Consider the following 15,426-nt stretch of genomic DNA (forward strand, 5'->3'; position numbering starts at 1 on the left):
AGAATATTGACTTTGATTAAAGATTTCAATTAAGATGATAACAGATTTCTTTTAATTGAATTTTTAGGAATTTATTTTCTATTAATTTGTATTTAGAATAGGATATTATCTCTAATTTATATATATACTTAAAAAAGAATAAATTATTTCACGGTCTGCTTAAAAATTGAAACCTGGGAAAATGGATAAATTTTTGAAAATAGATGAGTCCTATAAGCCAATTGATAACGAAGATTTTGCCAACAAACTAAAAGCTGAATTAAATGAAGGGAAACACAAAGAATTTGGTGAAAAAAAAATTAAATTTATGGTTGCCTGTCTTGGTGATGAAAGAGGTAATCTAAGAAGATTTTTTGCAGAGAGCCTTGGCAAAATTGGACGTAAAGCAACACCACATTTAATTACAGCTTTGAGGACAAGTAAAAATGTTACTCAAAGAAGGGCTGCAGCAAAAACCCTAAAACTTGTTGGAGACCCATCTGCACTTCCATATCTTGTCGCTGCATTAATGGAGGATGAAGATCCTGTAGTTCAAGGTTCAGCAGCCGGAGCAATTGCTATTTTTGGTGCAAAATCTATCAAATATCTTCTTGATATCCTCGAAAACCCTAAGGCTAACTCAATGCAACTTGGTTTTGCCTCATGGGCCTTTACATTTGCAAGTTCAGAAGCACCAGAAACAATTAAAAAAGCTACAAAATCAAGCAGCACTCTAATCCGCTCAGCTTCAATTGCTTCGTTAGAAAATTTAGTTGATAAGTTAAATTCAAAAGAAATCGAGAAAATTCTTATTAATGCTCTTGATGATTTTTCCGCAGAGGTAAGAGCGGAAGCAGTGAGAGTAATAGTTCTCATAAAAGATAAAGATCGAGCAGAGAAGTTACTTATCGAAAAGATCAATGACCAAAGTTCTATGGTCAGAAAAAATTGTGTTTTGGCTCTAATCCAAATTAATTCAAAAAAATCAATCAAATTTATACAAGATCGCCTTTTGATAGAAGATAATGAATCAGTAAAAAATATCCTATTACTCTTCTTGAAGCAAATAAAGTATTCGCTTTAAAAAACTCTTGATAAGCCCTGCATTGCAGTTTGTTTTACAAGAATGTCAACATTATCATTATTAATTAGACTCCTAAGAAAATCTGGTATAGACGAATCATTTATTTCAATTAAGGCACTAACAGCGGCCTTAGCTTTGAGTACATTTTGATCCACAGATAATATTTTTAAGGAATTAACTCCTGCAATATTAAGTTGTCTAAGAAGAGATACAACCATAAGTATTAATTGGGGTTTTTCTTCTTTCATGGCTTTATCTATGACTACAAAAAGTGTTTTTGGTATTAACTTTATATCTAAATTAGATGCAATTAATATAAAAACTTTAAGGCAAGAAATTTTTAATTTATCATCGGTGCTTGAACAATATAAACTAATCAGCGGTTCAAATGCCTTGTCCCCAAAAAAAGCAAGGCCTTTAACCGACTTCCTTCTCAAGGAGTCATCTGATTTACTCAAATTAGAGATTAAGATTTTCATAGATTCCTTAGGCCAATGATTTACCATCGCTACAAATGCTTTTTTGTTAATGTAGGGATTTGGATGTTCAAAATCAATTAAGATATCAATCAACTTAGGCTTTTTTTTATCGTTATCTTGCATCTAAATTTATTAATAAAAAAATTTTTAAAATTGATTTAGGCTAAAGCATTTATTAAGTAATCAAGCAAAGATTTAAACTCTGCCAAAGCTTGCTTGCCAACAAAACTTGATAAATCCGATTTGTCACGAATGAAAGCAAATGCTTCTATGTAAGCCGCTGAGGGTAATTTCTGAATTCTGATGACTTCTCTCATACCTGCGATTCCCCACTCATCTAAAGGCCCTGTTCCTCCAGTAACTAAACAATAATTAATCAGCCTCAGATAATGATTTATGTCTCTCGCACACTTGTCCTTATTCGTTTGAGTGAAGTTTCCAGATTCGTAAAGATGATCTACTGCTGTATTTGCTAATTGATCAATAGATAATGAAAGTTTTTCAGCAGCCTCCATTCTCTCTGAGGCTCTATCTAAAGAACCTTTTACCGATTCAAGATCACTTAAAGAAGGAAATCTGCCCGCCGCATCTGCTGCAGAGATAACTGTGGTAACTGCGGATTTCATAGTTTTAAATTTTTAAAATAAAAAAAGTTTGCACCAGATGAGTTGAATAGATGTCATTTAAGAGAATCAATGACCCTATCAAAGTATGAGGCTGCCTCAGCAGCGATATCTTTGCATTGAGCCCCTGATCCAGAATTAACTCCCTCAAACATTTTTCGACCTGTATTAGTTTCAGTCATAATTGCAACAGTAGCTATTTTCATAATTTCTATTGCTCGTATTGCATTAGCTGTTGGAACTCCAAGAGCTAAATATGTTTCTTTGAGTCCATTAATACATCTGTCATCAAGAATTGAAGGATCTCCAGCTAGCAATGCATAACTAACATATCTGAGGATTATCTCTCCATCTCTCAAGCAAGCAGCCATTCTACGGGTTGGATAACAATTTCCCCCAGGTTGAGTCAGTCCAGAGTTCTCACAGACCATTCCTGATACTGCATCTGCAGCTATGCAAGAGACATTTTGAGTTATGGCAAGAGTTGCATCTATTCTTTTGTTGGCATCGGATACATATTTTTTCAACTCGGCCAAATCATCACTTCCAATAGGTGATCCCTTGGAATCAGCTTTAACTACAGCTCGGGAGAATGCGTCAAGCATTTGAAAGCAGGTCAACTAATAATGTGATTGAAGTGCTACTAGCCAGTAAGGAAAAGCACTAATTTATAAATTACGTCTTCGTATGGCTTAGTTGATCATTGTTTAGTAAGAACGCAATGGTTCGTAACCGAACCCTGATTTTATTGAGGAAGTAGATTTCTTTAAAATTCATTAAAGGTATTTTCCACTTTAATTTTGAAAAGGTGAGCTATCCTTCTGAGTAATTAAAAATATTGATAAATTTCATGAAGAACGCACCAATAAAACAAATATCATTACCTCATTATTTCCTTGATTGGGCAAAAGAAAAAAATCTATATATACTCAGCTCCGAAAATAAAAAAACAACGGTTTATTCAAAGAAAATTTTTGTAATTTCAAGTCATGATTTATCTTCTAAACGTAATTAATAATCTTCATTAATGTTTTCTATGTTTGAAACAATATACTCCTATTGAGAGGGGAGTAAGAAGTTCAATTTAGAACCATTCACAAACAATACCAAATCAAAACCTGTATTCAAATCAATGATTAAAGAGTCAAAAAATTTCTTGAAAGGGCTAAACAATGAACAAACTCTTGCCGTAGATCACTTTACAGGTCCTTTATTGGTTGTTGCTGGTGCTGGGAGTGGAAAAACACGAGCTCTTACGCATCGAATAGCACACCTAATATCAAAATATGATGTAGATCCTGCAACAATTCTGGCAGTTACTTTTACGAACAAAGCTGCACGTGAAATGAAAGATAGACTTGAGTTATTACTTGCAAAAAGGCTTGCAGAAATTCAATATGGACAACCCTGGCAAACATTAAAGATTGAGCACCAAAGACAGTTGAGAAATAAAATATACAATGAGATAACTAAGGAGCTTTGGATTGGAACATTTCATGCTCTCTTTGCAAGATTATTAAGATTTGATATTCATAATTTTATTGATAAAGATGGTTTAAAATGGACAAGACAATTTACAATATATGATGAATCCGATGCTCAAAGTCTTGTAAAAGAAATTGTCACTCAAGATCTTCAATTAGATCCTAAAAGATTTGAGCCCAAAAAAATAAGGTGGGCAATTAGTAACGCTAAAAACAAAGGTATACTACCGGATGTTTTTGAAAATAATGCAGAAGGATTAAGAGAAAAAATAATTTCAAAAGTTTATGGACTTTATAGAAAAGCATTGGCCGCTAACAATGCTCTTGACTTTGATGATCTTCTTTTAATCCCGGTAGAACTATTAACGCAAAATAAGAAAATCAGACAATACTGGCACAATAGATTTAAACATATATTAGTTGATGAATATCAAGATACTAATTGGACTCAATACGAGCTATTGAAGCTTCTAGTTACAAATGGTATCCCAACAAATAACTTCAATAATTGGTCAGATAGATCTGTCTTTGTAGTTGGGGATGCTGATCAAAGCATTTACAGCTTTCGAGCTGCCGATTTTAGGATTCTTATGGGTTTTCAAGAAGATTTTGGTAAACCAAATGAAACTAATGTCAATTCAACTATTGTAAAACTTGAAGATAACTACAGGTCAACAGCAACAATTCTTCAGGCAGCAAATTCATTAATTTCTAACAACAAAGAACGTTTAGATAAGGTACTTAGAGCAACTCGAGGTGAAGGTGAGCTAATAAAACTCACATGTTGCGATGATGAAATAGCAGAAGCTGAGGCAATAGTTCATAAGCTAAGACTTCTCGAAGCAGCCAATCCAGAATTAAACTGGGGTGAAATGGCTATCCTTTATAGAACAAATGCGCAATCACGAGCTATTGAAGAATCATTAGTTAGGTGGGGAATTCCATATGTGGTTGTTGGTGGTTTGAGATTTTATGATCGCAGAGAAATAAAGGATATTCTTGCCTATCTGAAATTACTTATTAATCCTGCTGATAGTGTAAGCCTTTTAAGAATATTAAATGTACCCAAGAGAGGGATAGGGAAAACAACAATTCAACGTATCAGCGACGCCTCAAGTCAACTAGGAATACCTATATGGGAATTACTTAATGATGTCGAATCAATTAGAACCATAGGAGGGAGGTCCTCAAAAGGGATCTTTGTGTTTAGCGAGCTTATAAATTTACTCAGGGAACAATCGGAAATACTTAGCCCTGCCCAATTAATACAGTTAGTTCTTGAGAAGAGTGGTTATCTTAACGAGCTTATTGCAAGTGCAACAGATCAATCAGAAGAACGTAGAAGAAATCTACAAGAGCTTGTTAATGCAGCAATACAATATCAAGAAGAAAGTGATGCGCCAACCTTGAGTGGTTTTTTAGAGATTGCAGCTCTTGCAAGTGATGCTGACAAAAAAAATAATCTTAATAATCAAGTTACCCTCATGACCTTACATAGCAGTAAGGGACTTGAATTTCCAATTGTCTGCTTGACCGGAATGGAACAAGGACTCTTCCCAAGCTATAGATCTTTAGACGACCCCTCTTCTCTAGAAGAAGAACGACGACTATGTTATGTAGGCATAACTAGAGCAAAAGAAAGGCTTTTTCTTTTTTACGCAAATGAACGTAGACTTTGGGGGGGTATGCGTGAACCTTCAATTCCATCATTATTTCTTTCTGAACTACCAACTGATCTACTGCAAGGCGACATCCCTTTATCAGGAGGCACACCACTAAGGCAATATAGGGAAAATGAAAGGCTTAATCGAAACAACAACGAAAATGATCAAACTTTTGGTGCTAATAGAAGACTCAAAGGAACAGCCATCAATGCAGTTAGAAGAAAATATTCAGGGCCTTCACCTGGTAAAACATGGAATATTGGAGATAAAGTCCTACATAAATCATTCGGCAAGGGTGAAATAACTCATACCTTTGGTGAGGGGGAAAAAATATCCTTAGCTGTAAAATTTACTGGTCTTGGTGTAAAAATACTTGATCCAAGACTTGCTCCAATTGAACTCTTTAATGAAATTAATTAACCACAAGATCCAGAATTATCATGAGGGATTTTAACTGTACCCTGACTGAAAAAAAATCTGGTAAATATGAGATTCATATTAAAATTCCAGAAATTTCAAACGATCTTATTGAGATCATTCGCCATGCCGCTAGGAATATTGGAATTAAGAAGATAGCTATAGTCGGAGGGGTTGTTAGGGATTTACTTTATGCAAATCATTTCAATAGTGTTAAACCACTTTTCCAGGATATCGATATTGTTCTCGAAGGTTCTCCAATAAAACTAGCCAACAAACTTATTGAGGAACTCGGTTCGTCCCACCTGCAAATTACCAGAGACAATCGCTCATATCAAACAGTAGAAATGAATATTTTTGGATTGAAGATAGACCTAGCTTGTGCTCGAAAAGAAATGTATGCCTCACCAGGAGAAAATCCTGAAGTTCAACCAACTTCGATAGAGGAAGACCTCAACAGAAGAGACTTTGCAATCAATGCAATAGCTCTTGACTTATCAACCAATAAGCTAATAGACCCACTTGATGGATATGATCAATTAAAAAAATTAAAATTGAGTTTTATTCATTCAAAAAGTGTTGAAGAAGATCCAACAAGGATCGTAAGAGGTGCACGTTATGCGGCTAGATTCAACCTAAAGATTTCTAAAAATAGTCGTAATCAAATAACCAACACAATCAACTCTTGGCCATGGCTAATCCAACAAGAAAATTCTTTAGGGGATATTCCTCCATCCTTAGGGGTACGTCTAAGAATGGAAATGAATACCCTTCTTAAATCTGAAGACTGGAGAAAAGCATTAACAAATATGCAGAATTGGGGTTCTATGGTCTTATTTGATGAAGTACTGCAAAAAGACACTCAATGGGAAAAACGCCTTAGCCTGTCGTCAAAATTTAATATTGATCCGTTAACAGCTTTTATTGCTGGAACGCCATCAAGTCTAATTATCGCCAGGCGATTGCAATTACCTAAGAGAGAGATAAATCTTCTTGAAGAATATAGAATATTTCTAACTTCTTTTACAAAAGCACTTGAAGAAAAAAAATACTTACACTGGAAACCATCTCATTGGTGCGAAGTCATTGAATCCCAAAAATCTCCAAAAGAGGTAATTGCAATAGCTATTTGTTTAGAGCATCCTCTAAGTGAGAAATTTAAAGACTGGTATGAAAATTGGCAATTTATTAAATCCCCTACATCCGCTAAAGAATTAATTAAGAAAGGTTGGGTCCCAGGGCCCTCGATAAGTGAAGAATTAAATCGACAAAGAAAGAATTTATTAGACACCAACTACTAATCCTATTTTTATCCATTTTTGAGTACTCGCTAATCTTTCTCCAAACTCTGGAGTACAAGCTAATGCCAGAGGTCCACAGGTTTGAGGATCAACGAGAAGTTCCATTATTTGATCCCTACTGATTAGATTTATTTGGTCCTCGTCCAATTTAAGTTCGAATGGCTGATAGCCATGACTATTAGGTTTAAAAAATTCCCAATATTGTCTATTAGAGGGAGATAAAGTACTAAAGTATCCTTCCGATAGTAATTTAAAAACTCCAGGATAACTCGGGATTGAATGTCCATCTAAAATTATTTTCAACAGAGAATTACTTTTTTCAGATTGCAGTTCATTGCTTGAAAACAACATTTCACTCAAATGTCCCAATAAACCGAAGCCAGTAATATCTGTACAGGCATGTATACAGCTATCACTATCTGTATGCCCAAAAGAATGGTCTATTCTAATAAGATCATTTAAAAGTGTATGTTGGCTTTGATTCATGGTTTGACATAAATTGTCTAAAATATGAGGTTTAATTTTACCTTTCATTGCTGCAGCAAAAATACAACCACTACCCAAAGATCTACTCAATAAGATAACATCCCCTTTCTTAAGGCCACTTTTTTTCCAATAACTTTTTGATTTAGGCACAATACCATTCACTGAAATAGATATATCTACTTCGGTTGTAACTCCATATGGCATATGATTACGCGTCTCAATTGTATGTCCGCCGATAATACTTGCATTTTGCTCGTCAAGAGCTGATTTAATACCTCCAAGGATTTGAGCAAGTATTTCTTTTTGTATTGATTCGGGAGCGTAGGGGATACTAATTATTGGCTGAGCTGTCTGAACAAATCCGCCTGAAGCCCAAATATCAGAGCATGCATGCAAAGTCGTAATCCTTGCATTCAACCAGAGATCACTTACTAAAGAAGGGAATCCATCAACACTTTGTATTAACGTCTCTCCTGAGTCTAATTTTATGATTTCAGAAGCATCCTCCGGTTGAGCGCTAATTTTTTTAAGCCCAACCTCTCTTAATGCCATTCTAAGCGGATGTGAGGATAACTTTGCTGCACAGCCTCTACATGCATCCATATCACTATAACTATTTTTAGTAGTATTCATTAGGTCTATGTCTCTAAACATCGTAATAAATTTTTCATCTAATATCTTTTTTAAGATCCAAAAAAATCTATTAGGTCCAATCATCCACTTCCCCCAAGAAGCCCAGCTCAAATCTTTATTCAAGGATGAGTAACTACTTACTAATTGCAAAGCTTTTGACTGCGGTTTCCAATTTATAGATTTTTCAATCTTGAGATCTCTCTCAAGATTTTTTGATAAGTTAATTGCTGCACGAACTGCCCACACCCCCGACGCAGGACGAAAAGCGTTTTGAATAACTGCACAATCACCAACAGCAAAAATATATGGATAATTAAGTGTTTGAAAACTCGACAAAGTTATAATTCTGCCAGAATTATCTAAGGACAACCCAGTACTTTTAATCCAGTCTGGTGGTTTGTTACCAGTGCAAACTAATGCCGGGTAACCGGGAAGATACTGACTTTCGAGAACCTGGATATTCAGTGAGGAAAGGTGTTCAAGAAGTTTTTTTGACAACTTATTTTTTTTTACTTGAAGTATTAGGTTTTTATTTGGCCATCTTTTTCTTAAAGCAAAAATCAGTTCAATTCCAGCAAAGCCGCCACCAATAACAGCAAAATTTTGTTTGGATTTATTCCTCGAATAACTGTCGAAATTTTCAAGCCATTTGATAGATTTTTCAAATGGCTTTATTGGCATATGCGAGTAAGCATCAATCTCAGATTGAACGAAATTTGAGGTATTGGTTTCTGATCCTATATTTAAACTAATTCTCTGGAAAGAAATGACCGATCTGTTTTTGAGAACAATATTTCTCTTTTGGATATCAAGACTTTCAATTTCTCCAATAATCAATGAAACATGAATTTGCTGGGTTAATTTCCTTAAATCAATTTGAGCCTGCTCTAGACAATAATTACCAGATACAACCCCAGGGACCATCCCAGAATAAATAGTTGTGCTATTTCTATTAATAAGTGTTATGAGTCCTTTTGGTCTCAAACTGGGTTTTTTGGCCCACCTAAGCAAAACAAGAACATGTGAATGTCCTCCTCCTGCAAGGACCAGATGATCAACAGACCTTTCTTTTTTAAAATGATTCAAAATCTTTCCACCAATTCATCTTTATCCAAAGCCAGGCTTGGCATAATCGGGGGTAGCGGTCTCTACTCTATAGACAAACTAACTGAATTAGAAGAGATTACTGTTCAGACTCCTTATGGGAATCCATCAGATAAGCTGCGTCTGGGGAATTTAGGTGATATTGAAGTTGTGTTTTTAGCACGTCACGGGAGGCACCATACCTATCCTCCATCTGACATCCCTTATAAAGCAAATGTATGGGCGCTAAGATCTTTGAATGTGCGCTGGATTCTTTCTCCATCAGCAGTTGGATCTCTTCAAGAACAAATAAGACCTCTTGATATTGTTATTCCAGATCAATTTATTGATCGAACACATAGAAGACCAAATACTTTTTTTTCAGATGGTGCAGTAGCTCATGTATCAATGGCGGATCCATTTTGTCCGATACTTTCTAAATTTCTGCTTGAGGAAGGAGATAAATTAATTCCTGAGGGCAGACAAATTCATAAAGGAGGAATTTATCTGGCTATGGAAGGCCCTGCATTTTCAACTCGAGCAGAATCTCAGCTTTATAGAAGTTGGGGTTGTTCAGTCATAGGCATGACAAACCATACCGAGGCAAGACTTGCAAGAGAAGCTGAAATAGCCTATGCCTCAATGTCTATGGTTACTGATTACGATTGTTGGCACAATAATCAAAAGGATGTGACAGTTGAGCTTGTATTAGAAAACCTAAAAACAAATGCAGAAGTAGCCTCAAAAATTGTTGAAGCCACAGCTAAGAGGATCGGCAAATCAAGGCCTGAGAGCGATGCTCACTTTGCGTTAAGAGACGGTTTAATGACCTCAAAAGATAAAGTTCCCAAAAAAACAAGAGAAAAAATAAGTGTTTTCACTGCCCCTTATTGGGAAGATAGCCAAAAATAGTTTTTCAGTCTACTTAGGCTGATCCAACGCCAGTATATGAACCATAGAAAAATATTCCTAAGACAAAAATAACTGCTATTCCTCCTGCAGTTGCTACTAGCCACAACGGGAGAGAACCCTCTGTCCACCGACGTTCCCATGAAACAGCAGGGCGTCCATCTGGAAGACGATCACCCAAGCGTCCATCTGGTCCTTTTGTACTCATGATAGGAAATGAATAAAATTAGTTGAAGAAATAACTTGAGAAAAGAATTCCCATAACGAAAGTCAAAAGCAGCCCAAGATAAAGACTTGTTCTGTTTAACTCAACGGGAAGTTTGTTGGGATTGGGATTGACTTGCATGATAAAAAATGAGTATCACTATTTAGTGATTTGTTTATTTAAGGCGCAAATCAAGTTGAGCCTTTGAGTCAAATCTTTGAGTTACTACTGGAGCTTTAGCTTCAGAACCCTGGAAGTAAGTGTCTGGTCTAGGAGTTCCAAATGCATCGTAGGCAAGACCTGAAGACACAAATAAAAATCCAGCGACAAAAATAGCTGGGAGAGCTACCGCATGGATAATCCAATAGCGGACACTGGTAATGATTTCAAAAAATGGGCGTTCCCCTGTGGAGCCGGCAGCCATAGCCTTACGCGAATCAGCTTATGGATACTATCAAAACTCGCACGTAACTACGCGAATGCTTAAGCAGGTGGTTACACAGCGTTGCGGAATTTGTAAAAATTCGTCTTTATCCCCTCCATCTCAGGAGATTTCCCCTCTCACCAAAGACAAAACCTTTGTCTTTCTGATTATCGTCAAAAATAATTCTTATGAAGTTAGTTGGAACAGACTCTCCTACTGGGTCGCTAACCCATGATTCTCCGCCATCATTACTAACAATTAAAGTTCCATTGCCGCCAGCAGCCCAAATTGATTCATTGGGGTCCCAAGCTACATCGAGATAATTGTAGCCATTGAGAATTGGGATGATTGGCTTACCCCAGCTATCAAGATCTTTTGGATCATCAAGAAAACGAATTTCAGCGCCCCTTGAAAGCATCCAAAGATCTCCATTTGGCCTGTAGCCAACACTTTGAACTCTTTTGCTACTGGCTCTTTGATGAGGTTCCCAATTGGTGGCTCCGTTAGGAAGTACGGAAAAGAAATTTCCCAGACTACTAACTGTCACATAACTTCCATCAGGGTTCCTTCTGATATCACGAGAACCGCCTGAACCAGATGAATCAGCAACTAAGGCCTCCCAATTGATACCAGCATCATTTGTTCTGTAGATAGCTCCTGACGTTGTTGCAAGTTCTGCAGAATCATCACTGATTGTTTTTATAAGATATGGATCACCAGGCAACTTGTTACCTAATGAAAGCCTGGTCCAAATCTTCCCAGAGTCAGTGGTGTGAAGTAATAAGCCTGGTTGGCCTGCTATCCAACCCTCACTGCCAAGGAAATCTACACTTACTAATCGAAAATTCTCTTCAGATGGAATTTCAAGACTTCTCTCTTGCCAACTTTTCCCTCCATCATTAGTTTCTAAAATTAATCTTTCAGTGCCTACAAGAAAACCTTTGTTCTCATCTACAAAATCAATATCTAAAGGGTTTGAGTTTGTATCAAGTTTGATTGGTTCCCATGGGCTTGAAACCGCCTCTGGAATTCTTGTCGCGACGCAACCGCTAAGAAAAATACCCAAAAAAATAGTGAGTAAAATATTTAGCGAATTAGAAAAAAAACGATTCATTGATAAATTAAAAATCAGCGAAGAGAGTAAAGGGAGAGGAAGCAAGCAGCGGCAAATGCCAAGCCTCCAAAAATCAAGACATTTTTTTGTCCCGAGGGAAGCTTATTGAACCCAAATCCATAACTTAGATTCTCATCAAATCCACTTGGCTTAAGTCTAGGTCCTATATCTCTATAAGCACCAAATCCAGAGCGACATACAGGACATCGGAATTTTTCCTGATCAATCTCTTGAAAAGGTGTTCCCTTTTTGATCTGATATTTCTTCAACCCCTCAGTGGGGTCATAGATGTAGCCGCAGCTACAACATTCAAAACGATGATTTTTTTCATCATCATTTTTCTCCTGAGAGTTTTCGAGGGAAAGTTCCAATTTTTCAGGAGAACTTTTATTCTCAGTGGCTTGTTTTTTGTCTTGGCTCACAGTTTGCACTCTCACACAACTCAACTCTATCTACACTTCGACTAAAAAAAGTGCCAAAATGATTTAAAAAGAAGTTAATTCAAATGTTTTCCTTAGAGGGTTATGACTATTTCCTTGGTTTTTTGCTCTTATCAGCTGCAGTACCTGTCCTAGCCCTGGTTACTAATAAGGTAGTTTCTCCCAAAAGTAAAGCCGGAGAGAGACAGCTTACTTATGAGTCAGGAATGGAACCCATTGGTGGAGCTTGGATTCAGTTCAATATTAGATATTACATGTTTGCTCTTGTTTTTGTAATTTTTGATGTTGAGACCGTTTTTCTATACCCTTGGGCTGTCGCTTTTCATCGTTTAGGACTTCTTGCGTTTATAGAAGCTCTTATTTTCATCGCTATCCTGGTTGTCGCACTAGCATATGCGTGGAGAAAAGGAGCACTTGAATGGAGTTAATTTCTTGACTGAATCTCCCTCTCAAAAATCAATTCGCGATCTAAGATCAGCAACTTGCGGGCCTGTTTCGGCTCCAAAGGTTACCAATGACTTAAGTGAAAATATAATTCTCACAAGTCTTGATGACCTTCACAACTGGGCAAGATTGAGCAGTCTTTGGCCACTTTTATATGGCACAGCCTGCTGTTTTATTGAATTTGCAGCGCTTATTGGTTCACGCTTTGATTTTGACAGATTCGGACTGGTACCTAGAAGTTCACCTCGTCAGGCTGATCTATTAATAGTTGCTGGTACTGTCACTATGAAAATGGCGCCAGCGCTAGTAAGGCTTTATGAACAAATGCCTGAACCAAAATATGTCATCGCTATGGGTGCCTGCACTATCACCGGGGGAATGTTCAGTGCGGATTCAACAACTGCCGTAAGAGGAGTTGACAAACTAATCCCTGTCGATCTCTATTTACCTGGATGTCCTCCAAGACCAGAAGCTATTTTTGATGCCGTTATAAAATTGAGAAAAAAGGTTGGTAATGAATCCTTCCTTGAAAGATCAAAAATAGATCAAACCCATCGTTACATCACCATTCCGCATCAAATGAAGAGAATAGAACCACAAGTAACTGGTAAATATTTAAACGCTGACACTCAAAAAGCAGCTTTAAAACCTGCCCTCGAGAAGGCTCTAGAGATTTCGAAAGAAAAAGAAAAAGTTGTATTGCCCAGTGAGAATTAAAAATCATGACCAACAATCAACTTCCCATTAAAAAAGATTCAGCCACAGAAGAAATAGAAAAACTTCAACCCTTACCTGTTAGTGAATTTTTAACGAAAAAAAATTTATTGCACAAACCCCTTGAAAGTGATCATCTGGGAATAGAAATTATCTCTGTAGAAGCAAAGGACTTATATCAAATTGCTAGTGAGTTAAAAAACGATGGTTTCAATTGTCTTCAATGTCAAGGAGGATATGATGAAGGACCTGGAGAAAATCTTGTCTGTTTTTACCATTTAATAGCTGTGGAGGATATTCCTGAAAGTAGTAAACCCAGAGAGGTCAGGTTAAAGGTTTTTTTAAAAAGAAACGAAGATTTAAAAGTCCCAAGCTTATACGGTTTATATAGAGGTTCTGATTGGCAAGAAAGAGAAACTTACGACATGTTTGGGATTGAATTTGAGGGTCACCCTCATCCAAAAAGGCTTCTGATGCCAGAAGATTGGAAGGGTTGGCCATTAAGAAAAGATTACGTTCAACCTGATTTTTACGAAATGCAAGATGCTTACTAATTTAATACCTAATTTTTGAAGCTCTCCTATATCTCCTGTAAAAACGAATTATGGCAATTGCCAAACTTCTTGGATCATGTCTAAGAGTGGCAGATTGTCTATCGCCTTGAAGAGACATTTGAATCACACGATAACCTTGAGATATAAGTTTTTCCCTATCACACACAACAGGTTCTGCTCCTTTATGTCTGTAATAATCAACAAGTGGTGAATCCGCCAGATCTGCTTGCGCCAAGATTGTATTAAATATCCTTTTTGTAATACCAAGACTTGCTAATTGAGATTCTATGGCTCTTAGATGACCCTCAACATCTAGTCCATCTGTTTCACCTGGTTGAGTCATTAGATTGCATATATATAGTTTTGGGGCTCTACTTTTTTGTATGGCCTTTACTATTTCAGGAACTAACAAGTTTGGAAGCAATGAAGTATACAAGCTTCCTGGACCTAAAAGAATAATATCAGCATTATTAATTGCCTCAATTGAACTTTTCAAAGCTGGTGGTTGCTCAGGGATACAACCGACTCTAACGATTGGACTTTTAGATTTACCTATTGCTGATTCTCCATATATCCTTTCGCCATTTTCAAGTTCAGCCCACAATCTCACATCAACATTTGTTGCAGGCACTACTTGTCCCTGCACCGCAAGGATCTTACTTGAAGCAGTTATGGCACTCTCAAAATTACCAGTGATCGAAGTCAATGCACTTAAAAATAAATTCCCAAAACTATGTCCCTCAAGCCCATTACCTGAAGAAAATCTATATTGAAAAAGACGTGTCAGTAACTGCTCTTCTTGAGATAAAGCTGCTAAACAATTTCTGATATCACCAGGTGGTTGAACTCCTAACTCTCTACGAAGAATGCCACTACTTCCACCATCATCGGCAACTGTCACAATGGCAGTGATGTTGCTACTGTATCTTTTCAATCCTTTAAGCAAAGAGGACAATCCAGTACCACCACCGATTGCCAATATATTTGGGCCTCTATTTAATTTACTCTTTGCTAACAAAGCATCTACTAAAAAGGTATTTTTTGAGGGTGATAATGCTTGAGAAATCGATTCAAAACTTCGGCTTTGTCCATAAATTATTAAACAGAGTCCCAGAAGTAAAACAAAAGGCCCAGTAAAACTTATTGGTAAAAAAGTGGTAATAATTCCTAGAAACCAAAATAAAATTTCTAAAAACCAATAAACTGGCCTGAAATCAGCCCAAATAATCACTCCCAGTAATCCCATCAACAACCCAAGCCCAGATGTGATCATCCACCTCTTAACTACTAAACCTGGCAAAAGCCATCTCACAGCTCTCTGCGAGCGTTCCATCAAGTGACTTTGATGGATGGCTTTTAAAGATCTTTTCCTGATCTTCAAAAAATTAG

17 protein-coding genes are annotated in these 15,426 nt (G+C 36.7%); 7 read left to right on the plus strand and 10 right to left on the minus strand.

The features are described from left to right. Nucleotides 1-181 precede the first annotated feature (181 nt). Nucleotides 182-1,063, plus strand: a complete 882-nt coding sequence (locus AC6EJA_RS04770) for a HEAT repeat domain-containing protein (protein WP_498503469.1) — start codon at nt 182-184, stop codon at nt 1,061-1,063. On the opposite strand, the gene AC6EJA_RS04775 is transcribed toward AC6EJA_RS04770, so the two are convergent. From AC6EJA_RS04775 to cpeB, 3 genes are read right to left on the minus strand one after another with little or no spacing between them, the layout of a single operon-like run. Then, on the minus strand, nt 1,060-1,665 hold the full coding sequence (locus tag AC6EJA_RS04775) for a hypothetical protein (RefSeq protein WP_498503470.1): 606 nt from the start codon (nt 1,663-1,665) through the stop codon (nt 1,060-1,062). The genes AC6EJA_RS04770 and AC6EJA_RS04775 overlap by 4 nt on opposite strands. 35 nt (nt 1,666-1,700) lie before the next feature. After that, nucleotides 1,701-2,168, minus strand: a complete 468-nt coding sequence (gene cpeA / locus AC6EJA_RS04780; protein ID WP_498503471.1) for a C-phycoerythrin subunit alpha — start codon at nt 2,166-2,168, stop codon at nt 1,701-1,703. Nucleotides 2,169-2,221: 53 nt separating this feature from the next. Continuing rightward, nucleotides 2,222-2,770, minus strand: a complete 549-nt coding sequence (gene cpeB, locus AC6EJA_RS04785; RefSeq protein WP_498503472.1) for a phycoerythrin subunit beta — start codon at nt 2,768-2,770, stop codon at nt 2,222-2,224. Nucleotides 2,771-3,297: 527 nt separating this feature from the next. On the opposite strand from cpeB, the gene AC6EJA_RS04790 reads away from it, so the two are divergent. Together AC6EJA_RS04790 and AC6EJA_RS04795 are read left to right on the plus strand one after the other, a co-directional pair. Then, a complete protein-coding gene (locus AC6EJA_RS04790) occupies nt 3,298-5,733 on the plus strand; it encodes an ATP-dependent helicase (RefSeq protein ID WP_498503473.1) in 2,436 nt (811 codons plus the stop codon). Nucleotides 5,734-5,753: 20 nt separating this feature from the next. Continuing rightward, nucleotides 5,754-7,031, plus strand: coding sequence for a tRNA nucleotidyltransferase/poly(A) polymerase family protein (locus tag AC6EJA_RS04795; RefSeq protein WP_498503474.1), 1,278 nt, complete (start codon nt 5,754-5,756; stop codon nt 7,029-7,031). Here AC6EJA_RS04795 and selD read toward each other — a convergent pair. Next, complete coding sequence (gene selD, locus AC6EJA_RS04800) at nt 7,014-9,236, minus strand: selenide, water dikinase SelD (protein WP_498503475.1); 2,223 nt, start codon at nt 9,234-9,236, stop codon at nt 7,014-7,016. The genes AC6EJA_RS04795 and selD overlap by 18 nt on opposite strands. Here selD and mtnP point away from each other — a divergent pair. Continuing rightward, nucleotides 9,228-10,145 carry an S-methyl-5'-thioadenosine phosphorylase gene (gene mtnP, locus AC6EJA_RS04805; protein WP_498503476.1) on the plus strand — a complete coding sequence of 306 codons (918 nt, stop codon included), beginning with the start codon at nt 9,228-9,230 and terminating at the stop codon, nt 10,143-10,145. The genes selD and mtnP overlap by 9 nt on opposite strands. Before the next feature lie 13 nt (nt 10,146-10,158). On the opposite strand, the gene AC6EJA_RS04810 is transcribed toward mtnP, so the two are convergent. The 5 genes from AC6EJA_RS04810 to AC6EJA_RS04830 all read right to left on the minus strand — a co-directional run bounded on the left by AC6EJA_RS04810 (nt 10,159) and on the right by AC6EJA_RS04830 (nt 12,256). Next, entirely contained in the window at nt 10,159-10,353 is a 195-nt protein-coding gene (locus AC6EJA_RS04810; protein ID WP_498503549.1) for a photosystem II reaction center protein J, read from the minus strand. Between the two features lie 15 nt (nt 10,354-10,368). Then, complete coding sequence (psbL, locus tag AC6EJA_RS04815) at nt 10,369-10,488, minus strand: photosystem II reaction center protein PsbL (protein ID WP_012194880.1); 120 nt, start codon at nt 10,486-10,488, stop codon at nt 10,369-10,371. A 34-nt stretch (nt 10,489-10,522) separates the two neighbouring features. Further along, on the minus strand, nt 10,523-10,771 hold the full coding sequence (psbE, locus tag AC6EJA_RS04820; protein WP_498503477.1) for a cytochrome b559 subunit alpha: 249 nt from the start codon (nt 10,769-10,771) through the stop codon (nt 10,523-10,525). A gap of 106 nt (nt 10,772-10,877) precedes the next feature. Next, nucleotides 10,878-11,885 (minus strand): photosynthesis system II assembly factor Ycf48, encoded by a 1,008-nt coding sequence (locus AC6EJA_RS04825; protein WP_498503478.1) that lies wholly within the window; start codon nt 11,883-11,885, stop codon nt 10,878-10,880. A 14-nt stretch (nt 11,886-11,899) separates the two neighbouring features. Continuing rightward, the gene (locus tag AC6EJA_RS04830) at nt 11,900-12,256 is read right to left on the minus strand and encodes a rubredoxin (RefSeq protein ID WP_498503550.1); all 357 of its coding nucleotides are present in this window, start codon (nt 12,254-12,256) and stop codon (nt 11,900-11,902) included. Nucleotides 12,257-12,390: 134 nt separating this feature from the next. Here AC6EJA_RS04830 and AC6EJA_RS04835 point away from each other — a divergent pair, with 134 nt between their 5' ends. The 3 genes from AC6EJA_RS04835 to AC6EJA_RS04845 are packed head-to-tail and all read left to right on the plus strand — an operon-like array spanning nt 12,391 to nt 14,037. After that, a complete protein-coding gene (locus AC6EJA_RS04835) occupies nt 12,391-12,753 on the plus strand; it encodes an NAD(P)H-quinone oxidoreductase subunit 3 (RefSeq protein ID WP_498503479.1) in 363 nt (120 codons plus the stop codon). Continuing rightward, nucleotides 12,719-13,486, plus strand: a complete 768-nt coding sequence (nuoB, locus tag AC6EJA_RS04840; RefSeq protein WP_498503480.1) for an NADH-quinone oxidoreductase subunit NuoB — start codon at nt 12,719-12,721, stop codon at nt 13,484-13,486. Before AC6EJA_RS04835 ends, nuoB begins: the two co-directional genes overlap by 35 nt. 5 nt (nt 13,487-13,491) lie before the next feature. Continuing rightward, complete coding sequence (locus tag AC6EJA_RS04845) at nt 13,492-14,037, plus strand: NAD(P)H-quinone oxidoreductase subunit J (RefSeq protein ID WP_498503481.1); 546 nt, start codon at nt 13,492-13,494, stop codon at nt 14,035-14,037. Between the two features lies 1 nt (nt 14,038). On the opposite strand, the gene AC6EJA_RS04850 is transcribed toward AC6EJA_RS04845, so the two are convergent. Continuing rightward, nucleotides 14,039-15,370, minus strand: coding sequence for a gluconeogenesis factor YvcK family protein (locus AC6EJA_RS04850; protein WP_498503482.1), 1,332 nt, complete (start codon nt 15,368-15,370; stop codon nt 14,039-14,041). Nucleotides 15,371-15,426: the final 56 nt, after the last annotated feature.

It is taken from the genome of Prochlorococcus sp. MIT2309 (assembly GCF_059772305.1).

Bases quoted from the DNA above. Each gene is read 5' to 3' on its own strand.
- nuoB (WP_498503480.1), top strand. From the start codon at position 12,719: ATGCGTGGAGAAAAGGAGCACTTGAATGGAGTTAATTTCTTGACTGAA.
- AC6EJA_RS04845 (WP_498503481.1), top strand. From the start codon at position 13,492: ATGACCAACAATCAACTTCCCATTAAAAAAGATTCAGCCACAGAAGAA.
- psbL (WP_012194880.1), bottom strand. From the start codon at position 10,488: ATGCAAGTCAATCCCAATCCCAACAAACTTCCCGTTGAGTTAAACAGA.
- AC6EJA_RS04850 (WP_498503482.1), bottom strand. From the start codon at position 15,370: ATGGAACGCTCGCAGAGAGCTGTGAGATGGCTTTTGCCAGGTTTAGTA.
- AC6EJA_RS04770 (WP_498503469.1), top strand. From the start codon at position 182: ATGGATAAATTTTTGAAAATAGATGAGTCCTATAAGCCAATTGATAAC.
- AC6EJA_RS04795 (WP_498503474.1), top strand. From the start codon at position 5,754: ATGAGGGATTTTAACTGTACCCTGACTGAAAAAAAATCTGGTAAATAT.
- cpeB (WP_498503472.1), bottom strand. From the start codon at position 2,770: ATGCTTGACGCATTCTCCCGAGCTGTAGTTAAAGCTGATTCCAAGGGA.
- AC6EJA_RS04790 (WP_498503473.1), top strand. From the start codon at position 3,298: ATGATTAAAGAGTCAAAAAATTTCTTGAAAGGGCTAAACAATGAACAA.
- AC6EJA_RS04825 (WP_498503478.1), bottom strand. From the start codon at position 11,885: ATGAATCGTTTTTTTTCTAATTCGCTAAATATTTTACTCACTATTTTT.
- cpeA (WP_498503471.1), bottom strand. From the start codon at position 2,168: ATGAAATCCGCAGTTACCACAGTTATCTCTGCAGCAGATGCGGCGGGC.
- mtnP (WP_498503476.1), top strand. From the start codon at position 9,228: ATGATTCAAAATCTTTCCACCAATTCATCTTTATCCAAAGCCAGGCTT.
- AC6EJA_RS04775 (WP_498503470.1), bottom strand. From the start codon at position 1,665: ATGCAAGATAACGATAAAAAAAAGCCTAAGTTGATTGATATCTTAATT.
- AC6EJA_RS04835 (WP_498503479.1), top strand. From the start codon at position 12,391: ATGTTTTCCTTAGAGGGTTATGACTATTTCCTTGGTTTTTTGCTCTTA.
- psbE (WP_498503477.1), bottom strand. From the start codon at position 10,771: ATGGCTGCCGGCTCCACAGGGGAACGCCCATTTTTTGAAATCATTACC.